The organism is Rhodococcus shunpengi, from assembly GCF_048381395.1.
GTDB lineage: Bacteria > Actinomycetota > Actinomycetes > Mycobacteriales > Mycobacteriaceae > Rhodococcus.
Genome location: NZ_JBLWIU010000014.1, coordinates 1 through 22,849, shown reverse-complemented (window position 1 = coordinate 22,849; position 22,849 = coordinate 1). Strand labels below are relative to the sequence as shown.

The window sequence follows — 22,849 nt, the reverse complement described above, 5'->3', positions numbered from 1 at the left end:
CTCCGGCCCGGACCGCACCCACCGAGATCACCCGTTCGTCCGAAGAAGGAGATGCACCGGTCGTGGCCAAGAAAGAGGGCGGCACCCCGCCGGCAGTCGATCCGAGCGCCCTGACCGAGGACGCGCTCACCGCCGCCGAGAAGTCCGCGATCGACGCGTTCGCCGCTGCGGCCGACCTCGACGAACTCGCCCAGGCGAAGATCGACCACCTCGGCGACAAGGCGCCCATCTCCCTCGCCAAGCGCGCCCTCGGCTCGCTGCCCGGCAACGAGCGCGCCGATGCCGGCAAGCGGGTCAACGCCCACCGCACCACCGTGCAGGCCGCCTTCGACGACCGCAAGGCGGTGCTGCAGGCCGAACGCGACGCCGCGGTCCTCGTCGCCGAGGCCGTCGACGTCACCTTGCCCGCGACCCGCCGCGCGCTCGGCGCCCGCCACCCGATCTCGATCATCTCCGACGAGATCGCCGATGTCTTCGTCGCGATGGGCTGGGAGGTCGCCGAAGGCCCCGAGGTCGAGACCGAGCACTTCAACTTCGACGCCCTGAACTTCCTGCCCGACCATCCGGCGCGCACGATGCAGGACACCTTCCACATCGCCCCGGAGGGTTCGCGGCAGGTGCTGCGCACCCACACCTCGCCCGTGCAGGTCCGCACCATGCTGCACCGCGACATCCCGATCTACGTCGTGTGCCCCGGCCGCACCTTCCGCACCGACGAACTCGACGCCACCCACACCCCGGTCTTCTCGCAGGTCGAGGGTCTCGCCGTCGACAAGGGCCTGACCATGGCGCACCTGCGCGGCACCCTCGACGCGTTCGCGCGGGCGCTGTTCGGTCCGGAGACCCGCACCCGGATGCGCCCGAACTACTTCCCGTTCACCGAACCGTCCGCCGAGGTGGACGTGTGGTTCCCGAACAAGAAGGGCGGCGCCGGCTGGGTCGAGTGGGGTGGCTGCGGCATGGTCAACCCCAATGTGCTCCGGGCCTCGGGCATCGACCCCGACGTGTACACCGGGTTCGCGTTCGGTATGGGCCTCGAACGCACCCTGCAGTTCCGCAACGGCATCCCCGACATGCGCGACATCGTCGAGGGCGACGTGCGCTTCACCCTGCCGTTCGGCGTGCAGGGCTGAGAGCCCGCTCCCGACACCGACTCCACCGACCGACGACCGAACGAAAGAGCTGAGCACAAGTGCGAGTAGCGCAGTCCTGGCTGACCGAGATCCTGCAGCGCGCCACCCCGGAGTGGAACGTCACCGCCGAGGAACTCGACGCGGGATTCGTCCGGGTCGGACTCGAGGTCGAGGACATCGAGACCCTCGGCCGCATCGACAACCTCGTCGTCGGACGGGTCGTGGAGATCACCGAGCTCACCGAGTTCAAGAAGCCCATCCGCTTCTGCAAGGTCGACGTCGGTGAGGACGAACCGCGCGGCATCGTGTGCGGTGCCCGCAACTTCGCCGAGGGCGACCTCATCGTCGCCGCCCTGCCCGGCGCCGTGCTCCCCGGCGACTTCGCCATCGCCTCGCGCAAGACCTACGGGCACGTCTCCGACGGCATGATCTGCTCGCTGTCCGAGCTGGGCATCGGCAAGGACCACTCCGGCATCCTCGTGCTCGAGCCCGGCACCGCCGAACCCGGCACCGACGCCAACGACCTGCTCGGCCTCGGCGACACCGTCATCGAACTGAACATCACCCCCGACCGCGGATACTGCTTCTCCGTCCGCGGACTCACCCGCGAACTCGCGTGCGGCTTCGACCTCGAATTCGCCGATCCCGCGACCGTGCCGGCGCTGCCGTCCGACGCCGGCGAGGCCTACCCGATCCGGCTCGAACCCGAGACGAAGGCCACCCGGTTCGCCGCGCGGCGCGTCACCGGCATCGACCCGAAGGCCGTCACCCCGTGGTGGATGCAGCGCCGCCTGCACACCGCCGGTGTCCGCCCGATTTCGCCCGCGGTCGACGTGACCAACTACGTCATGCTCGAACTCGGCCAGCCGCTGCACGCCTTCGACGCCGCCACCCTGCAGGGTGAGCTGGTCGTGCGGCGCGCCCGGGCAGGGGAGAAGCTCACCACCCTCGACGGTGTCGAGCGCGACCTCGATCCCGAGGACGTCGTCATCACCGACGACTCCGGAGTGATCTCCCTCGCCGGCATCATGGGCGGCGCCACCACCGAGGTCGGCGACAGCACCACCGACGTGCTGCTCGAGGCCGCCACCTGGGATCCGCTCGCCGTCTTCCGCGGCAACCGCCGGCACAAGCTCAGCAGCGAGGCCGGCAAGCGCTTCGAGCGCACCGTCGATCCGGCCCTGGCCCCCGCCGCGCTCGACCGGGCCGCGAGCCTGCTCGTCGAGATCGCCGGTGGCCAGGTGGAATCGACCCTCACCGACATCGTCGTGCCCACCGAGAGCCCGACGATCCGCATGGACATCGACCTGCCCGACCGCATGGCCGGGGTGAGCTACCCGAACGGCACCGCCGCCCGCCGCCTCACACAGATCGGGTGCGCGGTCGAGGTCGGCGTCGGCGAGGACGGCCACGGCCAGCTCGTCGTCACCCCGCCGACCTGGCGCCCCGACCTGCGCCAGCCCGCCGATCTGGTCGAGGAGGTGCTGCGCCTCGAAGGTCTCGAGCAGATCCCGTCGGTGCTGCCCACCGCTCCCGCCGGTCGTGGTCTGACTGCCACGCAGAAGCGTCGCCGCGCCGTCTCCCGCGCCCTCGCCCACGACGGTTACGTCGAGGTGCTCGCCCCGGTGTTCCTGCCGGCCGGCGTGTTCGACACCTGGAAGCTCGACGCCGACGACCCGCGACGGGTGACCACCAAGGTGCTCAACCCCCTCGAGTCCGACCGTCCGGAGCTGGCCACCACTCTGCTGCCGGGTCTGCTCGAGATCCTCGGCCGCAACGTCTCGCGCGGACAGCGCGACCTGTCGCTCTACGCGATCGCGCAGGTCGTGCAGCCCACCTCCGAGACGAAGCCGGTCGACCTGCTGCCGGTCGACCGTCGTCCCACCGACGACGAGATCGCCCTGCTCGAAGGGTCGCTGCCGAAGCAGCCCGTCCACGTCGGTGGTGTGCTCGCCGGGCTGCGTGAACCGGCCGGTCCGTGGGGCACGGGCCGCGCCGCCGATGCCTTCGACGCCTTCGCCGCCGCGGAGACCGTGGCACGTGCTGCCGGGGTGCGCCTCGAGCGCCGCGCCGCCCAGTACCTGCCGTGGCATCCCGGCCGCTGCGCCGAACTGCTCGTCGACGGGGTCGTCGTCGGCCACGCCGGCGAACTGCACCCCGCGGTGATCGAACGGGCCGGCCTGCCCGCACGCACGTGCGCCTTCGAACTCGACCTCGACGCGTTGCCGATCGTGGAATCGCTTCCGGCACCGGTGGTCTCGCCCTTCCCGGCGGTCCTGCAGGACGTCGCGGTCGTGGTCGACGCGGACGTGCCGGCCACCGACGTCGAGAGCGCCCTGCGCTCGGGTGGCGGCGACCTGCTCGAGGACATCCGCCTGTTCGACGTCTACCAGGGCGCCCAGCTGGGGGAGAACCGCAAGTCCCTCGCATTCGCGCTGCGTTTCCGCGCTCCCGATCGCACCCTCACCGAGGACGAGGCCAGCGCCGCCCGCGAGGCGGCGGTCGCCGCCGCGGCCACCGCGGTCGGTGCCGAGCTACGCGCCTGAGACGACGTCCGCGTCCCCGCCCGGCAGCCACACGTCGGGCGGGACCGTGGCGACCTTGCGGCCCGCGCGGTCGAGGATGTGCCCGGCGAGCTTGTGAATGCGCAACACCAGCACCCGGTCCCGCACGGTCAGGTCCGGGCAGCGCGCGAGCAGCCGGGCCTCGAAGTCCGGGACCTCGGCGGGGGAGTGCAACCACGCCTGCACTACGAGGTTCGCGGCGCCGACGACGGCGAAACAGTTGCGCACCTCCGGCTCCCGGCTCACCACCCGCCCGGTGGCGGTCAACCGCTCCACGGGCACCGTGCACCACAACGTGACGAGCACCGCGAAACCTGCCGCGGGATGAGCGAACTCGCATCGTAGGCCGACGACCTCGGCGGCCAGCAACGCCTCGACCCGGCGTTTGACCGTGGCCGCGGCAGCCCCGGCGATCTCCGCCAGGGTGCGCATCGGGGTGCGGCCGTCCACCGCCAACGCCGACAGGATCGCGCGATCGGTGGCGGAGATCGCCGTGCGTCCGCGCCGCTCACCCACCCGCCGCGAGCCCGTGGCCAGTTCACCGCGCTCGCCGGGGCCGAGCGCGTTCAGTCGCCACGCCCCGCCCTCGGTGAACCACTCCGAGACCACGTGGGTGCGGATCGACGCGACACCGGGCAGGTGTGCCAGGTCGTCGACGACCAACCGGGTCATCTGCTCGTAGGTCGCGGTCGCGGCGGTGACGAGCAGGTCGGCGCCCGCCGACGGCACCTCGACGGTCACCGCGTGCGGACGCCCCGTCATCACCTCGGTCACCGACCTCCTCGCGCCGGGCACCACGGTGATCTCGAGCAGTGCGGTGGTCACCTGCGCGAGGATGCGCGGCCCCGGGGTGATCGTGGTCCACGCCAGACGTTCGCGTTCGAGGCGACGCCAGTGCCGGGCCACCGTGGCGGCATCGAGACCGAGCGGCCCGGCCAGCGCATCCCACGTCGAACGCGGGGACCACTGGAGCGCATTGATTATTCTCAGGTCGATTTCATCGATCGATCGCGCAGTTCCGTACTCGAAATCGTCCATTTCGTCATTATCCTGCAAAATCCGTGCCGAATTCGCGCGGCCTGCCAGCCTACGACACATGGAGACGGAACAGAAGTATGCGCTGATCGGGGCGGGGCCCTCGGGACTCGCCGGGGCCCGCGCGCTCTCCCGGCACGGCATCGACTTCGTCGGCTTCGAATCCCACAGCGCCGTCGGGGGGTTGTGGGACATCACCAATCCGGTGAGCACGGTCTACGAGTCGGCGCATCTGATCTCCTCGAAGACGACCACCGAGTTCACCGAGTTCCCCATGCCGCCGCAGACACCGGACTATCCGGGGCACGCGGAACTCGCCCGGTACTTCCGCGACTACGCCGACGTCTTCGGCCTGCGTGAGCGCTACCGCTTCGACACGACCGTGACCCGCGTCGAACCGGACGGCGACCGGTGGCGGGTGACCGCGACCGGCCGGGACGGCACCGCGACCACCGAGCTCTACCGCGGTGTCGTGGTCGCCAACGGCACCCTCGCGACCCCGAACCACCCGCAGATCCCCGGCGAGTTCGACGGTGAGCTCCTGCACACCAGTGCCTACAAGGACCCGACCATCTTCCGCGGCAAGCGGGTCCTGATCGTCGGCGCCGGCAACAGCGGCTGCGACATCGCCGTCGACGCCGTCCATCACGCCCGGTCGGTGGACCTGAGCGTGCGCCGCGGCTATCACTTCGTGCCCAAGTATCTGTTCGGGCGTCCCGCCGACACCCTCACCCGCGGCCGGCCGCTGCCGGCGCCGATCAAGCAGCGCCTCGACGCGCTGGTGCTGCGCCAGTTCGCCGGCGACCCCACCCGCTTCGGGCTGCCCGCACCCGACCACCGTCTCTACGAATCGCACCCGGTCGTCAACTCGCTGATCCTGCACCACCTCGGCCACGGGGACGTGCAGGTGCGGCCCGACATCGAGCGCTACGACGGCGCCGAGGTCCGGTTCCGGGACGGTTCGGCCGCCGGCTACGACATGATCGTGCACGCCACCGGCTACGTCCTCGACTATCCGTTCCTGGACCGGGACCTGCTCGACTGGCGCGCCCACGCACCGGACCTCCTGCTGAACATGATCAGCCGCCGGTTCGCGAACCTGTTCGTGCTCGGCATGGTCGAGTCGTCCGGGCTCGGCTGGCAGGGCCGTTACGAACAGGCCGAGCTCGTCGCCGCCGCGATCGGTCTCGCCGATACCGATCCGGCGGCCGCGGCGCGATGGCGCGCGGCGCTGGCGGCCTCGCCCCCGGACCTCACCGGCGGTTACCGCTATCTGAATCTCGGCCGGATGGCCTACTACGTCAACAAGGACGCCTATCGCACGGCGCTGCGCGAGCAGACCCGCGCAGTCCGCGAGGCCGCCGCCTCGTCCCCCGGGGCGGGCGTGCGGTGAACGTCGACGACGTCAGGCTCTCCTTCGACTCCGGTTCGCTGCTCGCCCTCAACGTCGTGCTCGCGGCGATCATGCTCGGCATCGCCCTCGACACCTCCGTCGACGACTTCCGCCGCGCGCTGCGCGCACCGAAGGCCATGGCGGTGGGCATCGCCGCGCAGTTCCTCGCGCTGCCCGCCGTGACCTGGCTGCTGACGTTGCTGCTCGACCCCGCCCCGTCGATCGCGCTCGGCATGATCCTCGTCGCGTGCTGCCCACCCGGGAACATCTCCAACGTCCTCACCCACCGCGCCGGCGGCGATGTCGCCCTGTCGGTGTCGATGACGGCCGTGTCGAACGTGCTCGCCATCGTGCTCATGCCGATCAACTTCGCGTTCTGGGGCAGTCGCAGCGACGGCACCCGGGCGCTGCTGCGTTCGGTCGAACTCGACGGTCTCGACATGGTCGTGCAGATCGCCCTGATCATCGGGCTGCCGTTCGTCCTCGGTATCTGGGCCGCGCAGAAGGCGCCCGGCTTCGCGTCCCGCGCCCAGCCGTGGGTGAAGAACGGATCCCTGCTCGCACTGCTCGCGTTCATCGTCGCCGGGCTCGCCGGCAATTTCGCCGACTTCCTCGACTACATCGGGCTCGTCCTGCTCGCGGTGTTCCTGCACGACGCAATCGCGCTCGGTCTCGGCTATCTGTGCGGATGGGCCAGCGGACTGCCCGAGTACAGCCGGCGGGCGGTCTCGTTCGAGGTCGGCATCCGCAACGCCGGCCTCGGGCTCGGCCTCGTCATGACCTTCTTCGACGGCCTCGGCGGCATGGCGATCGTCGCCGGCTGGTGGGGGATCTGGGACATCGTCGCCGGACTGCTCCTGGCCACCGTCTGGGCCCGTCGCACCGCAACCCGAAAGGTGACCGCATGACCTCCCTCACCGCCCTCGTCACCGGCGGCAACGGCTTCCTCGGCAGCGCCGTCGTGGCGGCTTTGCGCTCGCGCGGCGTCCGGGTGATCAGCGCCGACCTCCACGAACCCGCCGACCGCCACGAACGAACAGGCGCCGACGATGCGGTCGTCCACGTGATCGCCGACGTCCGTGACCGCCGCAGGATCGCCGAGGTCGTCGGCACCCACCGCCCCGACGTGATCGTGCACCTGGCATCCATCGTCAACCCCGGGCGTGACACCACCCCGGAGCAGGAATATGCCGTCGACGTCGACGGCGCACGCAACGTCGTCGACGCCGCACTGACCTACGGGGTGCGACGCCTGGTGGTGGCGTCCTCCGGCGCCGCCTACGGCTATCACGCCGACAACCCGGTCCCGCTCACCGAGGACGATCCGATCCGCGGCAACGACGAGTTCACCTACAGCCGGCACAAACGCCTCGTCGAGGAGATGCTCGCCGCCACCCGGGTCGAGCATCCGCAGCTCGAACAGGTGATCCTGCGGATCGGCACGATCCTGGGGGAGACCGTCCGCAACCAGATCACCGCACTGCTCGACCGTGAGCGGCTGCTCGTCGTCGCCGGCAGCGACAGCCCGTTCGTGTTCGTCTGGCACACCGACGTCGCGGCGGCCTTCGCCGAGGCCGTGCTCGGTCCGGTCACGGGCATCTTCAATGTCGCGGGCGACGGGGTCGTCACCGTGCCCGAGATCGCCGCGATGACGAACCGCAGGACCCTCACGGTGCCCGCTGCGGTGCTGAAGCTCGCCCTGCGGATCGGGCGCGCGTTGCGTCTGACGGAGCACGGCCCGGAGCGGGTCGGCTTCCTGCAGTACCGTCCGGTGCTCGACAACCGGCGGTTGCGCGAGGAGCTCGGGGTGCGGTTGCAGTACACCAGCCGGGAGGCCTTCGAGGCGTATCTGCGGGCTCGCGCCGAACAGGACGCAGCGGGAGCCCAGCGACGTAGCCTGGATGCATGAGCAAGGACGAAGCCGGCCGGGTGCCCTCTCCCGAGGAACCCGACAAGCCGGAGCAGCCCGTCCCCGACGTCACCCCGGCCGGGCCGGAGACGCCGACGGTGCCGGATGTGCCGCCGGGCCCGGACATTCCGGACGTGCCGCCGATCGACCCGGAGCCGAGCCCCGATCCCGACGTGACCCCGCGCGAGGAAGACGCCCACGAGGCCCAGGTGCACGAGGCTCAGGTCCACGAGGCCGAGATCGTCGAACCGGGTGCCGTCGGTGCCGGAATCGTCGACAGCGGGGTCCGCGCACCGACGATCGAGGAGATCACCGGATACACCGCGGACGGGGTGCCGACCTTCGAATCGGTGCGTGAGAAGATCGAACAGCGTTCGGCGACCGCGCTCGGCGCGGAGGAACTCGCTCACGCGACCGGGGCGGGTCGCACGCTCGAGGAGCAGTACGAGGAGCGCAAGGCAGCTGCTGCCGACCGGCTCGCGGAGATCCGGCGGTCGTTGCGGTCGGAGTGAATCCTCCCGGAAGGGACACCCCCTATGAAATGATTTGCATGAGGGTGCATAATCATTCGTATGGGTACTTCACCGGACTTCACCGCCACCCCCGAGTCGCCGCTACGGGTCGCCGTGGCCGGCGCCAGCGGCTACGCGGGCGGCGAGATCCTGCGCCTGCTCCTCGGCCACCCCGCCTACCAGGACGGCTCACTCGCCATCGGCGCGCTCACCGCCGGGGGTAATGCCGGCGCCACCCTGCGTGAGTTCCATCCCCATCTGCTGCCGCTCGCCGACCGCGTGCTCGGCGCCACCGACATCGACACCCTGCTCGGGCACGACGTCGTCTTCCTCGGCCTGCCGCACGGCCACTCCGCCGTGATCGCCGAGCAGCTGCCCGAGACGACCGTCGTCATCGACTGCGGCGCCGACTTCCGGCTCGAGAGCGCCGCCGACTGGCAGCGCTGGTACGGCAGCGACCACGCCGGCACCTGGCCCTACGGCATGCCCGAGCTGCCCGGCAAGCGCGACGCCCTCGTCGGCGCCACCCGCATCGCGGTCCCCGGTTGCTACCCGACCTCCGCCTCCCTCGCCCTCGCCCCGGCCGTCGCCGCCGGCATCGTCGAACCCGTCGTGAACGTCGTGGCCGTCTCCGGCACCTCCGGCGCCGGGAAGTCCCCGAAGGTCGACCTGCTCGGCTCCGAGGTCATGGGCTCGGTCCGCGCCTACGGCGTCGGCGGCGCCCACCGGCACACCCCGGAGATCAAGCAGAACCTCTCCGCCCTCGCCGGCACCGACGTGAAGGTCTCGTTCACCCCCGTCCTCGCGCCCATGCCGCGCGGCATCCTCGCGACCTGCACCGCACCGACCACGGTGACCGCCGCCGAGGCCCGCGCCGTCTACGAGAAGGCCTACGCCGACGAACCCTTCGTGCAGTTGCTGCCGGAAGGCGCGCTGCCCGCCACCGGCGCGGTGGTCGGCTCGAACGCCGTCCAGATCGCCGTCACCGTCGACGCCGACGCCGGACTGCTCGTCGTCGTCGCCGCGCTCGACAATCTCACCAAGGGCACCGCCGGTGCCGCCGTGCAATCGATGAACCTGGCACTCGGCCTGCCCGAGACCGCCGGCCTGTCCACCGTGGGAGTGGCTCCGTGACCGAGAACAAGTACGCAGACGACGTCTACACCGGCGCCACCGAGATCGCCGGGGGACGCCTGATCCGCACCCAGGGTGTCACCAGTCCCGCCGGCTTCCGGGCCGCCGGCATCCCCGCCGGCATCAAGGTCTCCGGCAAGCAGGACCTCGCGCTCGTGGTCAACGAGGGCCCCGAACTCACCGCCGCCGGTGTGTTCACCACCAACAAGGTCAAGGCCGCCCCCGTCCTGTGGTCCCAGCAGGTGCTGAAGTCCGGCAGCCTGCGCGCGGTGATCCTCAACTCCGGCGGCGCCAACGCGTGCACCGGTGCCGGTGGTTTCCAGGACACCCACGCTACGGCCGAGGCCGTCGCCGACGCCCTGAGCAACTGGGGCACCGAGACCGGTGCCGGTGAGGTCGCCGTGTGCTCGACCGGCCTGATCGGCGACCGTCTGCCCATGGACAAGGTGCTCTCCGGCGTGCAGGAGATCGTCCACGAACTCGCCGGGGGCATCTCCGGCGGCACCGACGCCGCCTACGCGATCATGACCACCGACACCGTGCCCAAGCAGGCCGCCCTGCACCACGCCGACAAGTGGAATGTCGGCGGCATGGCCAAGGGCGCCGGCATGCTCGCCCCCGCCCTGGCGACGATGCTGTGCGTGGTCACCACCGACGCCGTCGCGACCGCCGAGCAGCTCGACACCGCGCTGCGTCACGCGTCCCGGCTCACCTTCGACCGCCTCGACGTCGACGGCGCGACCTCCACCAACGACACCGTGCTGCTGCTGGCCTCCGGCGCGAGCGGGATCACCCCGAGCCAGGACGAGCTGAACGCCGCCGTCCTCGCCGTGTGCGACGACCTCGCCGAGCAGATGATGGCCGACGCCGAGGGCGTCACCAAGCGGGTCACCGTGACCGTCCGCGGCGCCGCCAGTGAGGCCGACGCCCTGATCGGTGCCCGCACCGTGGCTCGCGACAGCCTCGTCAAGACCGCCCTGTTCGGCTCCGACCCCAACTGGGGCCGCGTGCTCGCCGCCATCGGCATCGCCCCGATCGAACTCGACCCCGACAAGATCTCCGTGTCGTTCAACGGCAATCCGGTGTGCATCGACGGTGTCGGTGCCCCCGGCGCCCGCGAGGTCGACCTGTCCGCCGCCGACATCGCCCTCGACATCGACCTCGGTCTCGGCGACGCGCAGGTGTCCATCCGCACCACCGACCTCTCGCACGCCTACGTCGAAGAGAACTCGGCGTACTCGTCGTGACCGGAACGAGCACAGGAGACGACGTGACCGACGCACTGATCGCCGACCTCACCTCGCACCAGAAGGCGTTCGTCCTCGCCGAGGCTCTGCCGTGGTTGCAGAAGTTCCGCGACAAGATCGTCGTCGTCAAGTACGGCGGCAACGCCATGATCGACGACACCCTCAAGACCGCCTTCGCCGCCGACATGGCGTTCCTGCGCACCGTCGGCATCCATCCCGTCGTCGTGCACGGCGGCGGCCCGCAGATCAACGCCATGCTGAAGCGACTCGGCCTGGAAGGTGAATTCCGCGGCGGCTTCCGCGTCACCACCCCCGAGGTCATGGACGTCGTGCGGATGGTGCTCTTCGGGCAGGTCGGGCGCGAACTCGTCGGCCTGATCAACAGCCACGGGCCCTACGCCGTCGGCACCTCCGGCGAGGACGCCGGACTGTTCACCGCGACCCGCCGCACGGTCGTCGTCGACGGCGAGGCCACCGACATCGGCCTCGTCGGCGACGTCACCAGCGTCCACCCCGGCGCGGTGCTCGACCTCATCGCCGCCGGCCGCATCCCCGTGGTCTCGACGATCGCGCCCGACGCCGACGGCGTGGTGCACAACATCAACGCCGACACCGCCGCGGCCGCCCTCGCCGAAGCGCTCGGCGCGGAGAAGCTGGTCGTGCTCACCGACGTCGAAGGCCTCTACACGAACTGGCCCGACCGCAGCTCGCTCACCTCGCGGATCGACGCCGACGCGCTCACCGCGCTGCTGCCGTCGCTCGACTCCGGCATGGTCCCGAAGATGGAGGCGTGCCTGCGCGCCGTGCAGGGCGGAGTGCCCACCGCACACGTCATCGACGGGCGCCAACCGCACTCCGTGCTCCTCGAACTGTTCACCGAAGAAGGCATCGGCACCATGGTGGTGCCGTCCTCCGAGAAGGAAGGCCCCGCATGACCGGCACGTCCGACCTCCAGCAGCGCTGGGCGGGTTCGCTGATGAACAACTACGGCGTGCCCAAGGTCGCGCTGGTCGAGGGCGACGGTGCCGTGCTCACCGACGCCGACGGCAAGCAGTACCTCGACCTGCTCGGCGGCATCGCCGTCAACAGCCTGGGCCACCGCCACCCGGCGATCATCGAGGCCGTCACCGCGCAGCTGAACCAGCTCGGCCACGTGTCGAACCTGTACGCCTCGCCGCCGGTGCTCGAACTCGCCGAGAAGCTCCTCGACCGCTTCGGTCACGAGGGCCGCGCCTTCTTCTGCAATTCCGGCACCGAGGCCAACGAAGCGGCCTTCAAGATCGCCCGGCTCACCGGCCGGCCGAAGATCGTCGCGTGCGAGAAGGCCTTCCACGGCCGCACCATGGGCGCGCTCGCCCTGACCGGCCAGCCCGACAAGCGCGCCCCCTTCGAACCGATGCCCGCCGGCGTCGAGTTCGTGCCCTACGGCGATCTCGACGCCCTCGAGGCCGCCGTGGACGAGAACACCGCCGCCGTCTTCCTCGAACCGATCATGGGCGAGTCCGGCGTCGTCGTCCCGCCCGAGGGTTATCTCGCCGGCGCGCGTCGCATCACCACCGAACGCGGTGCACTGCTCGTGCTCGACGAGGTCCAGACCGGCATCGCCCGTACCGGCAGCTTCTTCGCCTACCAGGCAGCGGGCATCACCCCCGACGTGATGACCCTCGCCAAGGGTCTCGGCGGCGGACTGCCCATCGGCGCCGTCCTCGCCACCGGCCCGGCCGCCGAGCTGTTCCAGCCCGGCAAGCACGGCACCACCTTCGGCGGCAACCCGGTGTGCGCCGCGGCCGCCCTCGCGGTGCTGCGCACGATCGACGAGCAGAACCTGCTCGACCACGTGAACACCGTCGGCAAGACCCTCGCCGTCGGCATCGAGGAACTCGGGCACCCGCTCGTCTCGCACGTGCGCGGCTCCGGGCTGCTCCTCGGTGTCGTCCTCACCGCCGAGAAGGCACCGGCTGTCGAGACCGCCGCCCGAGAGGCCGGTTTCCTCGTCAATGCCGCCGCACCCGACGTGATCCGCCTCGCGCCCCCGCTGATCCTTACCGAACAGCAGGCCGAGAGCTTCGTGACGGCGCTGCCCGCCGTCCTCGACACCGCCGACCGGGAAGGGAACTGACGACCCGTGCTCCGCCATTTCCTGCGCGACGACGACCTCACCCCGGCCGAACAGACCGAGGTGCTCGAACTCGCCGCCGAACTGAAGAAGGCACCGCTGTCCCGCCGCCCCCTCGAAGGGCCCCTCAGCGTCGCCGTGCTCTTCGACAAGACCTCCACCCGCACCCGCTTCTCCTTCGACGCCGGCATCGCCCAGCTCGGCGGACACGCCATCGTCGTCGACACCGGCTCCACCCAGATCGGCAAGGGTGAGACCGTCGAGGACACCGCCCGGATGTTCTCCCGGTTCACCGAAGCGGTCGTGTGGCGCACCTACGGCCAGGACCGCATCGAGACGCTCGCCGAGCACTCGACCGTGCCCGTCGTCAACGCGCTCACCGACACCTTCCACCCCTGCCAGGTCCTCGCCGACCTGCAGACCATCCGCGAGAACAAGGGCGCCACCGCGGGCCTGCGGATGACCTACTTCGGCGACGGCGCCAACAACATGGCGCACTCGCTGATGCTCGGCGGCGTCACCGCCGGCATGCACGTGACCATCGCGTCCCCGGCCGGGTTCACCCCCGACCCGCAGGTCGTTGCCGCGAGCCGCGCACGCGCCGAACAGACCGGCGGCAGCGTCACCGTCACCGACGACCCGCGCACCGGAGCCACCGGCGCCGATGTGCTCGTCACCGACACCTGGGTGTCGATGGGGCAGGAGGACGACGGCAAGGACCGCGAGGCTCCCTTCCGGCCGTTCCAGCTGAACGACGCCCTCGTCTCCCTCGCCGACACCGACGCGATCGTGCTGCACTGCCTGCCGGCCTACCGCGGCAAGGAGATCACCGCCGAGGTCATCGACGGACCGCGGTCGGTGGTGTGGGACGAGGCCGAGAACCGCCTCCACGCACAGAAGGCCCTGCTCGTGTGGCTGCTCGAGCAGAGCCGGAGCTGACCGTGAGCACCGCGGCGAACCATGCGGACAGCGCAGCGACCGCGCCGACGCGCGCGGCGCGGCAGGCCCGCATCGTCGCACTGCTCGCCGCACACCCGGTGCGCAGCCACACCGAACTCGCCGCCCTCCTCGCCGAGGACGGCATCGAGGTGTCCACCGCCACCCTGTCCCGCGACCTCGAGGAACTCGGTGCCGTCAAGCTCCGCGCAGCCGACGGCGGCGCCGGGGTGTACGTCGTCCCGGAGGACGGCAGCCCCGTGCGCGGTGTGACCGGAGGCACCGACCGTCTGTCCCGGTTGCTCGGCGAACTGCTGGTGTCCACCGACTCCAGCGGCAACATCGCCGTGCTGCGCACCCCGCCCGGGGCGGCGCACTATCTGGCCAGTGCACTCGATCGGGCATCATTACCCGAGGTGGTCGGAACGATCGCCGGCGACGACACCATCGCGGTCATCGCCCGCGAACCGACGACGGGAGCCGAACTGGCCGCGAAAATCGAATCACTCGCCTGACCTACCACTCATAGACGCACGTCGAAATACGAAGGAGCACAAAGACAATGGCCGAACGCGTCGTACTCGCCTATTCGGGCGGGCTGGACACCTCCGTCGCCATCAGCTGGATCGGCAAGGAGACCGGCAAGGAGGTCGTCGCCGTGGCCATCGACCTCGGCCAGGGTGGCGAGGACATGGAGGTCGTGCGTCAGCGCGCCCTCGACTGCGGTGCCGTCGAATCGATCGTCGTCGACGCCAAGGACGAGTTCGCCAACGAGTACTGCCTGCCCACCGTCCAGGCCAACGCGCTCTACATGGACCGCTACCCGCTCGTCTCGGCCATCAGCCGCCCGCTGATCGTCAAGCACATCGTGCAGGCCGCCCGCGAGCACGGCGGCACCGTCGTCTCCCACGGCTGCACCGGCAAGGGCAACGACCAGGTCCGCTTCGAGGTCGGCTTCGGCGCCCTCGCCCCCGACCTCCAGGTCATCGCACCGGTCCGCGACTACGCCTGGACCCGCGAGAAGGCCATCGCCTTCGCCGAGGAGCACGGCCTGCCCATCAACGTCACCAAGCGTTCGCCGTTCTCCATCGACCAGAACGTCTGGGGCCGCGCCGTCGAGACCGGCTTCCTCGAGGACCTGTGGAACGCCCCCACCAAGGACGTCTACGACTACACCGAGGACCCCACCGCCCACTGGCAGGCCCCCGACGAGCTGATCATCAGCTTCGAGGCCGGCCGCCCCGTCGCGATCGACGGCAAGCACGTCACCGTCCTCGAAGCCATCCAGGAACTCAACCGTCGCGCGGGCGCCCAGGGTGTGGGCCGCCTCGACATGGTCGAGGACCGCCTCGTCGGCATCAAGAGCCGCGAGATCTACGAGGCCCCCGGCGCCATCGCCCTCATCACCGCCCACCAGGAACTCGAGCACGTCACCCTCGAGCGCGAACTCGGCCGCTACAAGCGTCGCGTCGAGGAGCGCTGGAGCGAGCTGGTGTACGACGGCCTGTGGTACTCGCCGCTGAAGACCGCCCTCGACGCCTTCATCAAGAACACCCAGGAGCGCGTCACCGGCGACATCCGCATGGTGCTCCACGGCGGACACATCACCGTCAACGGCCGTCGCAGCCCCGAGTCGCTGTACGACTTCAACCTCGCCACCTACGACGAGGGCGACAGCTTCGACCAGTCCAACGCCAAGGGCTTCGTGCAGATCCACGGCCTGTCGTCGAAGGTCGCCGCGAAGCGCGATCTGGGCCTGTAGTCATGACAGCTCACGGCACCAACGAAGGTGCCCTGTGGGGCGGCCGGTTCGCATCCGGACCGGCCGCCGCCATGGCGGCGCTGAGCAAGTCCACGCACTTCGACTGGGCGCTCGCCCCGTACGACGTGCGCGCCTCGCAGGCCCACGCCAAGGTGCTGCACCGCGCCGGACTCCTCACCGACGACGACCTCGCCACGATGCTCGACGGCCTCGACCGTCTCGCCGGCGATGTGGCCTCCGGTGCGTTCGGTCCCGCCGAGTCCGACGAGGACGTGCACGGCGCGCTCGAACGGGGACTCATCGAGCGGGTCGGCCCCGAGGTCGGCGGCCGGCTCCGCGCGGGCCGCTCCCGCAACGACCAGGTCGCGACGCTGTTCCGGATGTGGCTGCGCGACAGCGCGCGGCGCATCGCCGACGGTGCCCTCGACGTGGTCGACGCCATCGCCGGCCAGGCCGCAGCGCACCCCGATGCCGTGATGCCCGGCAAGACGCACCTGCAGGCGGCGCAGCCCGTGCTGCTCGCGCACCACCTGCTCGCCCACGCGCATCCGCTGCTTCGCGACGTCGACCGGTTGCGCGACTTCGACAAGCGCGCGGCGGTCTCGCCGTACGGGTCGGGCGCGCTGGCCGGATCGTCGCTCGGTCTCGACCCCGACGCGATCGCGGCCGATCTGGGCTTCGACTCGGCGGCGGACAACTCGATCGACGCGACCAGCTCCCGCGACTTCGCGGCGGAAGCGGCGTTCGTGTTCGCACAGATCGCCGTCGACCTCTCCCGCATGGCGGAGGAGGTCATCCTGTGGAGCACCCCCGAGTTCGGGTACGTCACCCTCGCGGACGAATGGTCGACCGGGTCGTCGATCATGCCCCAGAAGAAGAATCCGGACGTCTCCGAGCTCACCCGCGGTAAGGCCGGTCGTCTCATCGGTAACCTCACCGGTCTGCTGGCCACGCTCAAGGCGCAGCCGCTGGCCTACAACCGCGACCTGCAGGAGGACAAGGAGCCGGTCTTCGACTCCGTCGCACAGCTCGAGCTGCTGCTCCCGGCGATCGCGGGCCTCGTCTCGACGCTGACCTTCCACACCGAACGCATGGCCGAGCTCGCACCCGCCGGATTCACCCTCGCGACCGACATCGCCGAGTGGATGGTTCGCCAGGGCGTTCCGTTCCGCGTCGCCCACGAGGCGGCCGGGGCATGCGTGCGGGTCGCCGAAGGCCGCGGGGTCGGTCTCGAGGACCTCACGGACGAGGAGCTCGCCGGTGTCGATCCGGCGCTGACCCCGCAGGTGCGGGAAGTGCTCACCGTCGAAGGATCCATCGCCTCGCGCGACGCGCGTGGCGGCACCGCGGGCGTGCGGGTGGCCGAGCAGCTCGGCCGCGTGCGCGACGCCGCGGCACACCTGCGCAGCTGGGTGCGCGGCTGACACGCCTGCCGTCCCGGGCACACCCCGAGTTGCCCGGGACGGTGAGGGCGGTGTGGCAGGCTGACACATACTCTCGGCATGCAACGGGTACCGGTGTAGAACCGCAGGTGCCGGGGACCGCTGCGGATACATCGTCGAGAAGGGGAGCGGACCGTGGGACTGGACGCCGATGTAGTGACCGAGTCGGTGCGACGGCTCGTCGCCACTGCCCAGAACGGTCTCGAAGTCCTGCGTTTCGGTGGTCTCGAACCCGGCCGCTCGTCCTCGCCGTACCAGGTCGTCGAGCGCACCTCCATGTACCGGCTCCGCCGGTACTTCCCCGAATCCGACACCGCCTCCACGGGCATCCCGATCGTCCTCGTGCCACCGATGATGGTGTCCGCCGAGGTGTACGACGTCACCCGTGACGCCGGCGCCGTCGGCACCCTCCACGAAGCGGGTCTCGACCCCTGGGTCGTGGACTTCGGGTCGCCCGACCAGGAAGAGGGGGGCTGGAAACGCACCCTCACCGATCACATCCTCGCCCTCGACGAAGTCGTCGACTGCGTCCGCGCCTATACCGGTCGCGACGTGCATCTCGGTGGGTACTCGCAGGGCGGCATGTTCTGCTATCAGGTCGCGGCGTACCGGCGTAGCCGCGGCATCGCGAGCCTGATCACCTTCGGCAGCCCGGTCGACACCCTCGCCGCCCTGCCCTTCGGGATTCCGGAGATCGTCGCGACCCACTCCGCGGACTTCCTCGCGGACCACGTCTTCAACCGCCTCGCGATCACGGGATGGATGGCGCGCACCGGATTCCAGCTGCTCGATCCGGTCAAGACCGTGCGCTCGCGCATCGACTTCCTGCTCCAGCTCCACGACCGGGAAGCGCTGCTGCCGCGAGAACCGCAGCGCCGGTTCCTCGACACCGAGGGGTGGGTGGCGTGGTCCGGACCGGCCGTCGCCGAGGTGTTGCGCCAGTTCATCGCTCACAACCGCATGGTCAGTGGCGGTTTCGTCATCAACGACCGGGCAGTGAGCCTCGCCGAGATCACCTGTCCCGTCCTCGCGTTCATCGGTGAGGTCGACGACATCGGGCAACCGCTCGCCGTACGCGGCATCCGCAAGGCGTCGCCCCGCGCGGAGGTCTACGAATACACCTTGCGCGCAGGGCATTTCGGTCTGGTTGTGGGCAGTGTCGCCGGTCAGCAGACGTGGCCGTCGGTCGGGGAGTGGGTGCAGTGGCGCGAGGGCGTCGGGGACCGGCCCGTCGGCATCGCGCCGATGGCGGTGCCGAACCCCACCGATGAGGGCACCGGCGTCTCGGTCGCATCCCGCATCACGCACACCGCCGCGACCCTCGCCGACGTCGGAACCGATTTCGGCAAGGGGATCGCGGGGATCGCGGTGGGTGCCGTCCGCGGAGCACGCGATCTCACCGGCGAGGCCGCCCGCGCCCTTCCCCGCCTCGCGCGGCTCGGGCAGATCCAGCCGCGCACCCGCATCTCCGTCGGCGGCCTGCTCGCCGAAATCGGCCGAAAGTCGCCGAAGCGGGAGTGCTTCATCTTCGAGGACCGGGTCTACACCTTCGACGCCGTCAACCGGCGGATCGACAACGTCGTCCTCGGGCTCGTTGACAACGGCATCCGTCCCGCGATGCACGTCGGCATCCTCATGGACGTGCGCCCCAGCGCGATGGCGGCGGTCGCGGCGATCTCCCGCCTCGGCGGCGTGTCCGTCCTGATCCCGCCCGGACCGGACATCGCCGAGGCCGTGCGACTCGGCGGTGTCGAGAAGATCGTCGCCGATCCCGAGAACCTCGACGCGGCCGTCGCGACAGGCCTGCCCGTGCTGGTACTCGGGGGCGGCGACGTCCGCGACCTCGACATCGAACCCGGCGCCGACGTCGTCGATCTCGAACGACTCGACATCTCCTCCGTGCAGCTGCCGGGCTGGTACGTCGCCGATCCGGGACTCGCGCGCGAACTTGCGTTCATCCTGTTCTCCGGTGGCGGCGACACGCTCGCGGTGCGACGGGTCACCAACTACCGATGGGCGCTGTCGGCCTTCGGGACCGCCACCGCGGCCTCGCTCGGACGTGGCGACACCATGTACTGTCTTGCGCCGCTGCATCATTCGTCGGGTCTGCTCGTCAGTTTCGGTGGGGCGCTCGCCGGTGGGGCGCGTATCGCGTTGTCGCGCGGGTTGAATCCGTCGCTCTTCAGCGACGAAGTGCACCGCTACGGCGTCACCGTCGTCACCTACACCTGGTCGATGATGCGTGAGGTGCTCGACAGCCCGTCGCTGCACATCGACGCCATCCACCCCATCCGGTTGTTCATCGGCTCCGGCATGCCACCGGGGTTGTGGCGCCGCACCCTCGACCGGTTCCAGCCCGCACGGGTTCTCGAGTTCTACGCGTCGACCGAGGGAAACGTCGTGCTCGCGAACGTCTCCGGTTCGAAGATCGGCTCGAAGGGCCGGCCGTTGCCCGGTAGCGCCGACGTGCGCCTCGCCGCCTACGACGCCGGCGTCGGCCGACTCGTAGAGGACGAACGCGGCTTCGTGCGGGAGGCGCAGGTCGGCGAGGTCGGACTGCTGCTCGGCAGGCCCGGACCCGCCGCCTCGGCGATCACCGGTGTGATGCGCGGCGTGTTCGAACCGGGCGACGTGTGGGTGCCCACCGACAACCTGTTCCGACGCGACGACGACGGCGACTACTGGTTGCTCGACAGTCGGCGGACGGTGATCCCCACCTTCCACGGCCCGGTCTTCACCCAGAGCGTGGCGGACGTGCTCGAAGCGATCCCGCGTGTCGATCTCGCCGTCGCCTATGGCATCTCGGTGGGAGGTCGCGACATCGCGGTGGCCGGCTGCTCGCTGCGGGGCAACCGTGCACCGACGGCCGCGGAGATCACGGCGGCGTTCGACTCGGTCCCGGCCGACGAACGACCCGATCTCGTGCACGTCGTGCCCGACATCCCGTTGGGCCCGTCCTATCGCCCGTCCGCCGATCGTCTGCGCGAACAGGGATTGCCCGTGCCCACCGTCCGTACCTGGTACCTGAACCCCGACACCGGGACGTACAAGCGGTTCACCAAGGCCGTGGCCACGGCGTGGAAGACGGGCACGGCGGGTTCGCCCGCCGGAGCGCGGTAGCCTGGGACCGGTTCGGTTCCGCCCTTCGAAAGGACATCCGTGGCTGTCGATCCCACGTTGCTGAGCATTCTGGCCTGTCCGGAGGACAAGGGGCCGTTGCTTCTCGTCGACGACGCCGTCCTGTACAACCCGCGACTGCGGCGGGCGTATCCGATCGAGAACGGCATTCCCGTCCTCCTCGTCGACGAGGCCCGCGAGGTCAGCGACGCCGAGCACGAGGACTTCACCGCGCGCGGTGTCGCCGGATGGAGCACCGACTGAGCCGCAATCGTCGATCCGTCCGCGGCGAACTCGAAGGACTCGATCCGGTCGAGGCTGCCGAAGCGCTGCTCGGAGCAACCGTCCGAGTGGGGGAGACCGCCGTCCTGCTGACGGAGGTCGAGGCCTATGGCGGCCCCGAGGACGGACCGTGGCCGGACCCGGCCGCGCACTCGTACCGCGGACCCACCCCGCGTAATTCGGTCATGTTCGGACCTGCGGGGCATCTATACGTCTACCGCAGCTACGGACTGCACTTCTGCGCGAACGTCTCTCTCGGTCCCGACGGCACCGCCGCGGCAGTGCTGTTGCGCGGTGGTGAGGTGATCGAGGGAGAGCAGGCGGTCCGTTCCCGGCGCACGTCCGGCACTCCATTCTCGAACCTCGCACGGGGGCCCGGAAATCTCGCTGCTGCGCTCGGCCTCGATCTGGCCGACAACGGTATCGACGTGGACGCGGCCGACGCTCGGGTGCGCGTGGAACTTCCGGCTGAACCGCTGGTCGGGGAGGTCGCGCGGGGGCCGCGGGTGGGGATCAGCGTGGCGGCCGACAGGCCGTGGCGGTTGTGGGTTCCCGGGGCGATCGGGGTCTCCGCGTACCGGCGCAGCCCACGCGCGCCCGCCGCCCCTCGGGCGTGATGGGATGATCGAACGGTGACTGAGCACATTCTCGACGAACTGACCTGGCGCGGGCTCATCGCGCAATCGACCGATCTCGACGCACTTCGAGGCGAACTCGACAAGGGTCCGATCACCCTCTATGCCGGTTTCGATCCGACCGGCCCGAGCCTGCACGCCGGTCACCTCGTTCCGCTCCTCGCACTCAAGCGTTTCCAGCGCGCCGGCCATCGGCCCATCGTTCTCGCAGGTGGCGCAACCGGCATGATCGGCGACCCGCGGGACGTGGGGGAGCGCACCATGAACTCCGCCGACACCGTCGCCGAATGGGCAGGACGGATCCGTGGGCAGCTCGAACGGTTCGTCGACTTCGACGACTCCCCGACGGGAGCCGTGGTCGTGAACAACCTCGACTGGACCGGCACGCTGTCCGCGATCGACTTCCTGCGCGATATCGGCAAGCACTTCTCGATCAATGTGATGCTCGCCCGCGACACCGTCAAGCGCCGCCTCGAAGGTGACGGCATCTCGTACACCGAGTTCAGCTACATGCTCCTGCAGGCCAACGACTACGTGCAGCTGCGCCGCGAGTACGGATGTGCGCTGCAGGTCGGCGGTTCCGATCAGTGGGGCAACATCATCGCCGGTGTCGAGCTCAACCGCCGTACCGACGGTGAGAGTGTGCACGCCTTGACCGTCCCGCTCGTGACCTCGTCCGACGGCAAGAAGTTCGGCAAGTCCACCGGTGGGGGCAGCCTGTGGCTCGACCCGGAGATGACCAGCCCGTACGCCTGGTACCAGTACTTCGTCAACGCGGCCGACGCCGACGTCATGAAGTACCTGCGGTGGTTCACCTTCCTCGACAAGGACGAACTCGCCGAGCTCGAGACCGCCACCATGGAGCGTCCGCATGCACGGGAGGCCCAGAAGCGCCTGGCAGCCGAGATGACCACCCTCGTGCACGGGGCGCACAACACCGCAGCGGTCGAGTTGGCCAGCCGCGCCCTGTTCGGGCGGGGGGAACTCGGCGAGCTGGACGAGCCCACGCTCGCGGCCGCCCTGACCGAGGCGTCCGTGACGGAGCTCCGCGCCGGCGAGCCGGACACGATCATCGATCTGCTCGTCGCGTCGGGTCTGTGCGAGAGCAAGGGAGCCGCGCGTCGCACCATCAAGGAAGGCGGCGCGTCGGTCAACAACGTCCGCATTTCCTCGGAGGAGTGGACCCCGGGCGACGGAGAGTTGCTGCACGGACGCTGGCTCGTCCTGCGCAGGGGCAAGCGGAACTTCGCCGGCGTACGAGTCGTCCGCGACTGACGCCTTCGCCGACGCTGGCGAGCCTCTGACCAGCGGATTTGACGGCGCGTTAGCGTCGGCGTAACTTAGTCGTCGTTCGAGCGACACCGAACAGCCCGCCGGACCGAAAGGTTCGGAAACAGGCATGTTCGATGTCGCATCGATCGGCTCTCACGGAAGAGAACGGGAAAGCAGCGATTTGCGGCCCTGAAATCGGATGTGATAGCTTGGAACGGTTGCCTCGGAGCGAGCCGGACAGGTGTCCGGTAACGTAACGATGTGCGCGTGTTCTTTGAGAACTCAACAGTGTGCCGATGAATGTCAGTGCCAAATAATATTTGGTGCGGCCATCGAATTTGTTCGGTGGTTGTTGCTGGA

Annotated in this window: 19 protein-coding genes; 18 read left to right on the top strand and 1 reads right to left on the bottom strand. The window is 70.1% G+C overall.

Annotated elements, in window-relative coordinates; all coding sequences use genetic code 11:
• The first annotated feature begins 62 nt into the window (after nucleotides 1–62).
• A complete protein-coding gene (pheS, locus tag ACNJ7K_RS10295; protein WP_120283025.1) occupies nucleotides 63–1,133 on the top strand; it encodes a phenylalanine--tRNA ligase subunit alpha in 1,071 nt (356 codons plus the stop codon).
• 59 nt (nucleotides 1,134–1,192) lie between these two features.
• Nucleotides 1,193–3,679: a phenylalanine--tRNA ligase subunit beta gene (pheT, locus tag ACNJ7K_RS10290; protein WP_487041601.1), complete on the top strand. Its 2,487-nt coding sequence runs from the start codon at nucleotides 1,193–1,195 to the stop codon at nucleotides 3,677–3,679.
• On the opposite strand, the gene ACNJ7K_RS10285 is transcribed toward pheT, so the two are convergent.
• Nucleotides 3,668–4,735, bottom strand: a complete 1,068-nt coding sequence (locus ACNJ7K_RS10285) for an Lrp/AsnC family transcriptional regulator (protein ID WP_487041600.1) — start codon at nucleotides 4,733–4,735, stop codon at nucleotides 3,668–3,670. The genes pheT and ACNJ7K_RS10285 overlap by 12 nt on opposite strands.
• A gap of 58 nt (nucleotides 4,736–4,793) precedes the next feature.
• On the opposite strand from ACNJ7K_RS10285, the gene ACNJ7K_RS10280 reads away from it, so the two are divergent.
• The 16 genes from ACNJ7K_RS10280 to tyrS all read left to right on the top strand — a co-directional run bounded on the left by ACNJ7K_RS10280 (nucleotide 4,794) and on the right by tyrS (nucleotide 22,492).
• A complete protein-coding gene (locus ACNJ7K_RS10280; RefSeq protein ID WP_487041599.1) occupies nucleotides 4,794–6,125 on the top strand; it encodes a flavin-containing monooxygenase in 1,332 nt (443 codons plus the stop codon).
• On the top strand, nucleotides 6,122–7,033 hold the full coding sequence (locus ACNJ7K_RS10275; protein WP_159418126.1) for a bile acid:sodium symporter family protein: 912 nt from the start codon (nucleotides 6,122–6,124) through the stop codon (nucleotides 7,031–7,033). Before ACNJ7K_RS10280 ends, ACNJ7K_RS10275 begins: the two co-directional genes overlap by 4 nt.
• Nucleotides 7,030–8,034: an SDR family oxidoreductase gene (locus ACNJ7K_RS10270; protein ID WP_230791375.1), complete on the top strand. Its 1,005-nt coding sequence runs from the start codon at nucleotides 7,030–7,032 to the stop codon at nucleotides 8,032–8,034. Before ACNJ7K_RS10275 ends, ACNJ7K_RS10270 begins: the two co-directional genes overlap by 4 nt.
• Nucleotides 8,031–8,546: a PspA/IM30 family protein gene (locus ACNJ7K_RS10265; protein WP_230791376.1), complete on the top strand. Its 516-nt coding sequence runs from the start codon at nucleotides 8,031–8,033 to the stop codon at nucleotides 8,544–8,546. The genes ACNJ7K_RS10270 and ACNJ7K_RS10265 overlap by 4 nt, the downstream gene beginning before the upstream one ends.
• 60 nt (nucleotides 8,547–8,606) lie before the next feature.
• Complete coding sequence (argC, locus tag ACNJ7K_RS10260) at nucleotides 8,607–9,680, top strand: N-acetyl-gamma-glutamyl-phosphate reductase (RefSeq protein ID WP_159418128.1); 1,074 nt, start codon at nucleotides 8,607–8,609, stop codon at nucleotides 9,678–9,680.
• Entirely contained in the window at nucleotides 9,677–10,927 is a 1,251-nt protein-coding gene (gene argJ / locus ACNJ7K_RS10255) for a bifunctional glutamate N-acetyltransferase/amino-acid acetyltransferase ArgJ (protein ID WP_120283011.1), read from the top strand. Before argC ends, argJ begins: the two co-directional genes overlap by 4 nt.
• Nucleotides 10,924–11,862, top strand: coding sequence for an acetylglutamate kinase (argB, locus tag ACNJ7K_RS10250; protein WP_120283009.1), 939 nt, complete (start codon nucleotides 10,924–10,926; stop codon nucleotides 11,860–11,862). The genes argJ and argB overlap by 4 nt, the downstream gene beginning before the upstream one ends.
• Nucleotides 11,859–13,046, top strand: a complete 1,188-nt coding sequence (locus ACNJ7K_RS10245; protein ID WP_487041598.1) for an acetylornithine transaminase — start codon at nucleotides 11,859–11,861, stop codon at nucleotides 13,044–13,046. The genes argB and ACNJ7K_RS10245 overlap by 4 nt, the downstream gene beginning before the upstream one ends.
• Nucleotides 13,047–13,052: 6 nt before the next feature.
• A complete protein-coding gene (gene argF / locus ACNJ7K_RS10240) occupies nucleotides 13,053–13,982 on the top strand; it encodes an ornithine carbamoyltransferase (RefSeq protein ID WP_487041597.1) in 930 nt (309 codons plus the stop codon).
• A 2-nt stretch (nucleotides 13,983–13,984) separates the two neighbouring features.
• Nucleotides 13,985–14,494, top strand: coding sequence for an arginine repressor (locus tag ACNJ7K_RS10235; protein WP_016692767.1), 510 nt, complete (start codon nucleotides 13,985–13,987; stop codon nucleotides 14,492–14,494).
• A 47-nt stretch (nucleotides 14,495–14,541) separates the two neighbouring features.
• Entirely contained in the window at nucleotides 14,542–15,741 is a 1,200-nt protein-coding gene (locus ACNJ7K_RS10230; protein ID WP_060652959.1) for an argininosuccinate synthase, read from the top strand.
• A 2-nt stretch (nucleotides 15,742–15,743) separates the two neighbouring features.
• Nucleotides 15,744–17,165: an argininosuccinate lyase gene (gene argH, locus ACNJ7K_RS10225; RefSeq protein ID WP_230791386.1), complete on the top strand. Its 1,422-nt coding sequence runs from the start codon at nucleotides 15,744–15,746 to the stop codon at nucleotides 17,163–17,165.
• 153 nt (nucleotides 17,166–17,318) lie between these two features.
• The gene (locus tag ACNJ7K_RS10220) at nucleotides 17,319–20,303 is read left to right on the top strand and encodes an AMP-binding protein (protein WP_159418130.1); all 2,985 of its coding nucleotides are present in this window, start codon (nucleotides 17,319–17,321) and stop codon (nucleotides 20,301–20,303) included.
• A gap of 39 nt (nucleotides 20,304–20,342) precedes the next feature.
• Nucleotides 20,343–20,564 (top strand): Trm112 family protein, encoded by a 222-nt coding sequence (locus tag ACNJ7K_RS10215; protein ID WP_024101120.1) that lies wholly within the window; start codon nucleotides 20,343–20,345, stop codon nucleotides 20,562–20,564.
• Complete coding sequence (locus ACNJ7K_RS10210) at nucleotides 20,549–21,199, top strand: DNA-3-methyladenine glycosylase (RefSeq protein ID WP_230791387.1); 651 nt, start codon at nucleotides 20,549–20,551, stop codon at nucleotides 21,197–21,199. Before ACNJ7K_RS10215 ends, ACNJ7K_RS10210 begins: the two co-directional genes overlap by 16 nt.
• Nucleotides 21,200–21,214: 15 nt before the next feature.
• Nucleotides 21,215–22,492, top strand: a complete 1,278-nt coding sequence (tyrS, locus tag ACNJ7K_RS10205; protein WP_230791388.1) for a tyrosine--tRNA ligase — start codon at nucleotides 21,215–21,217, stop codon at nucleotides 22,490–22,492.
• Nucleotides 22,493–22,849: the final 357 nt, after the last annotated feature.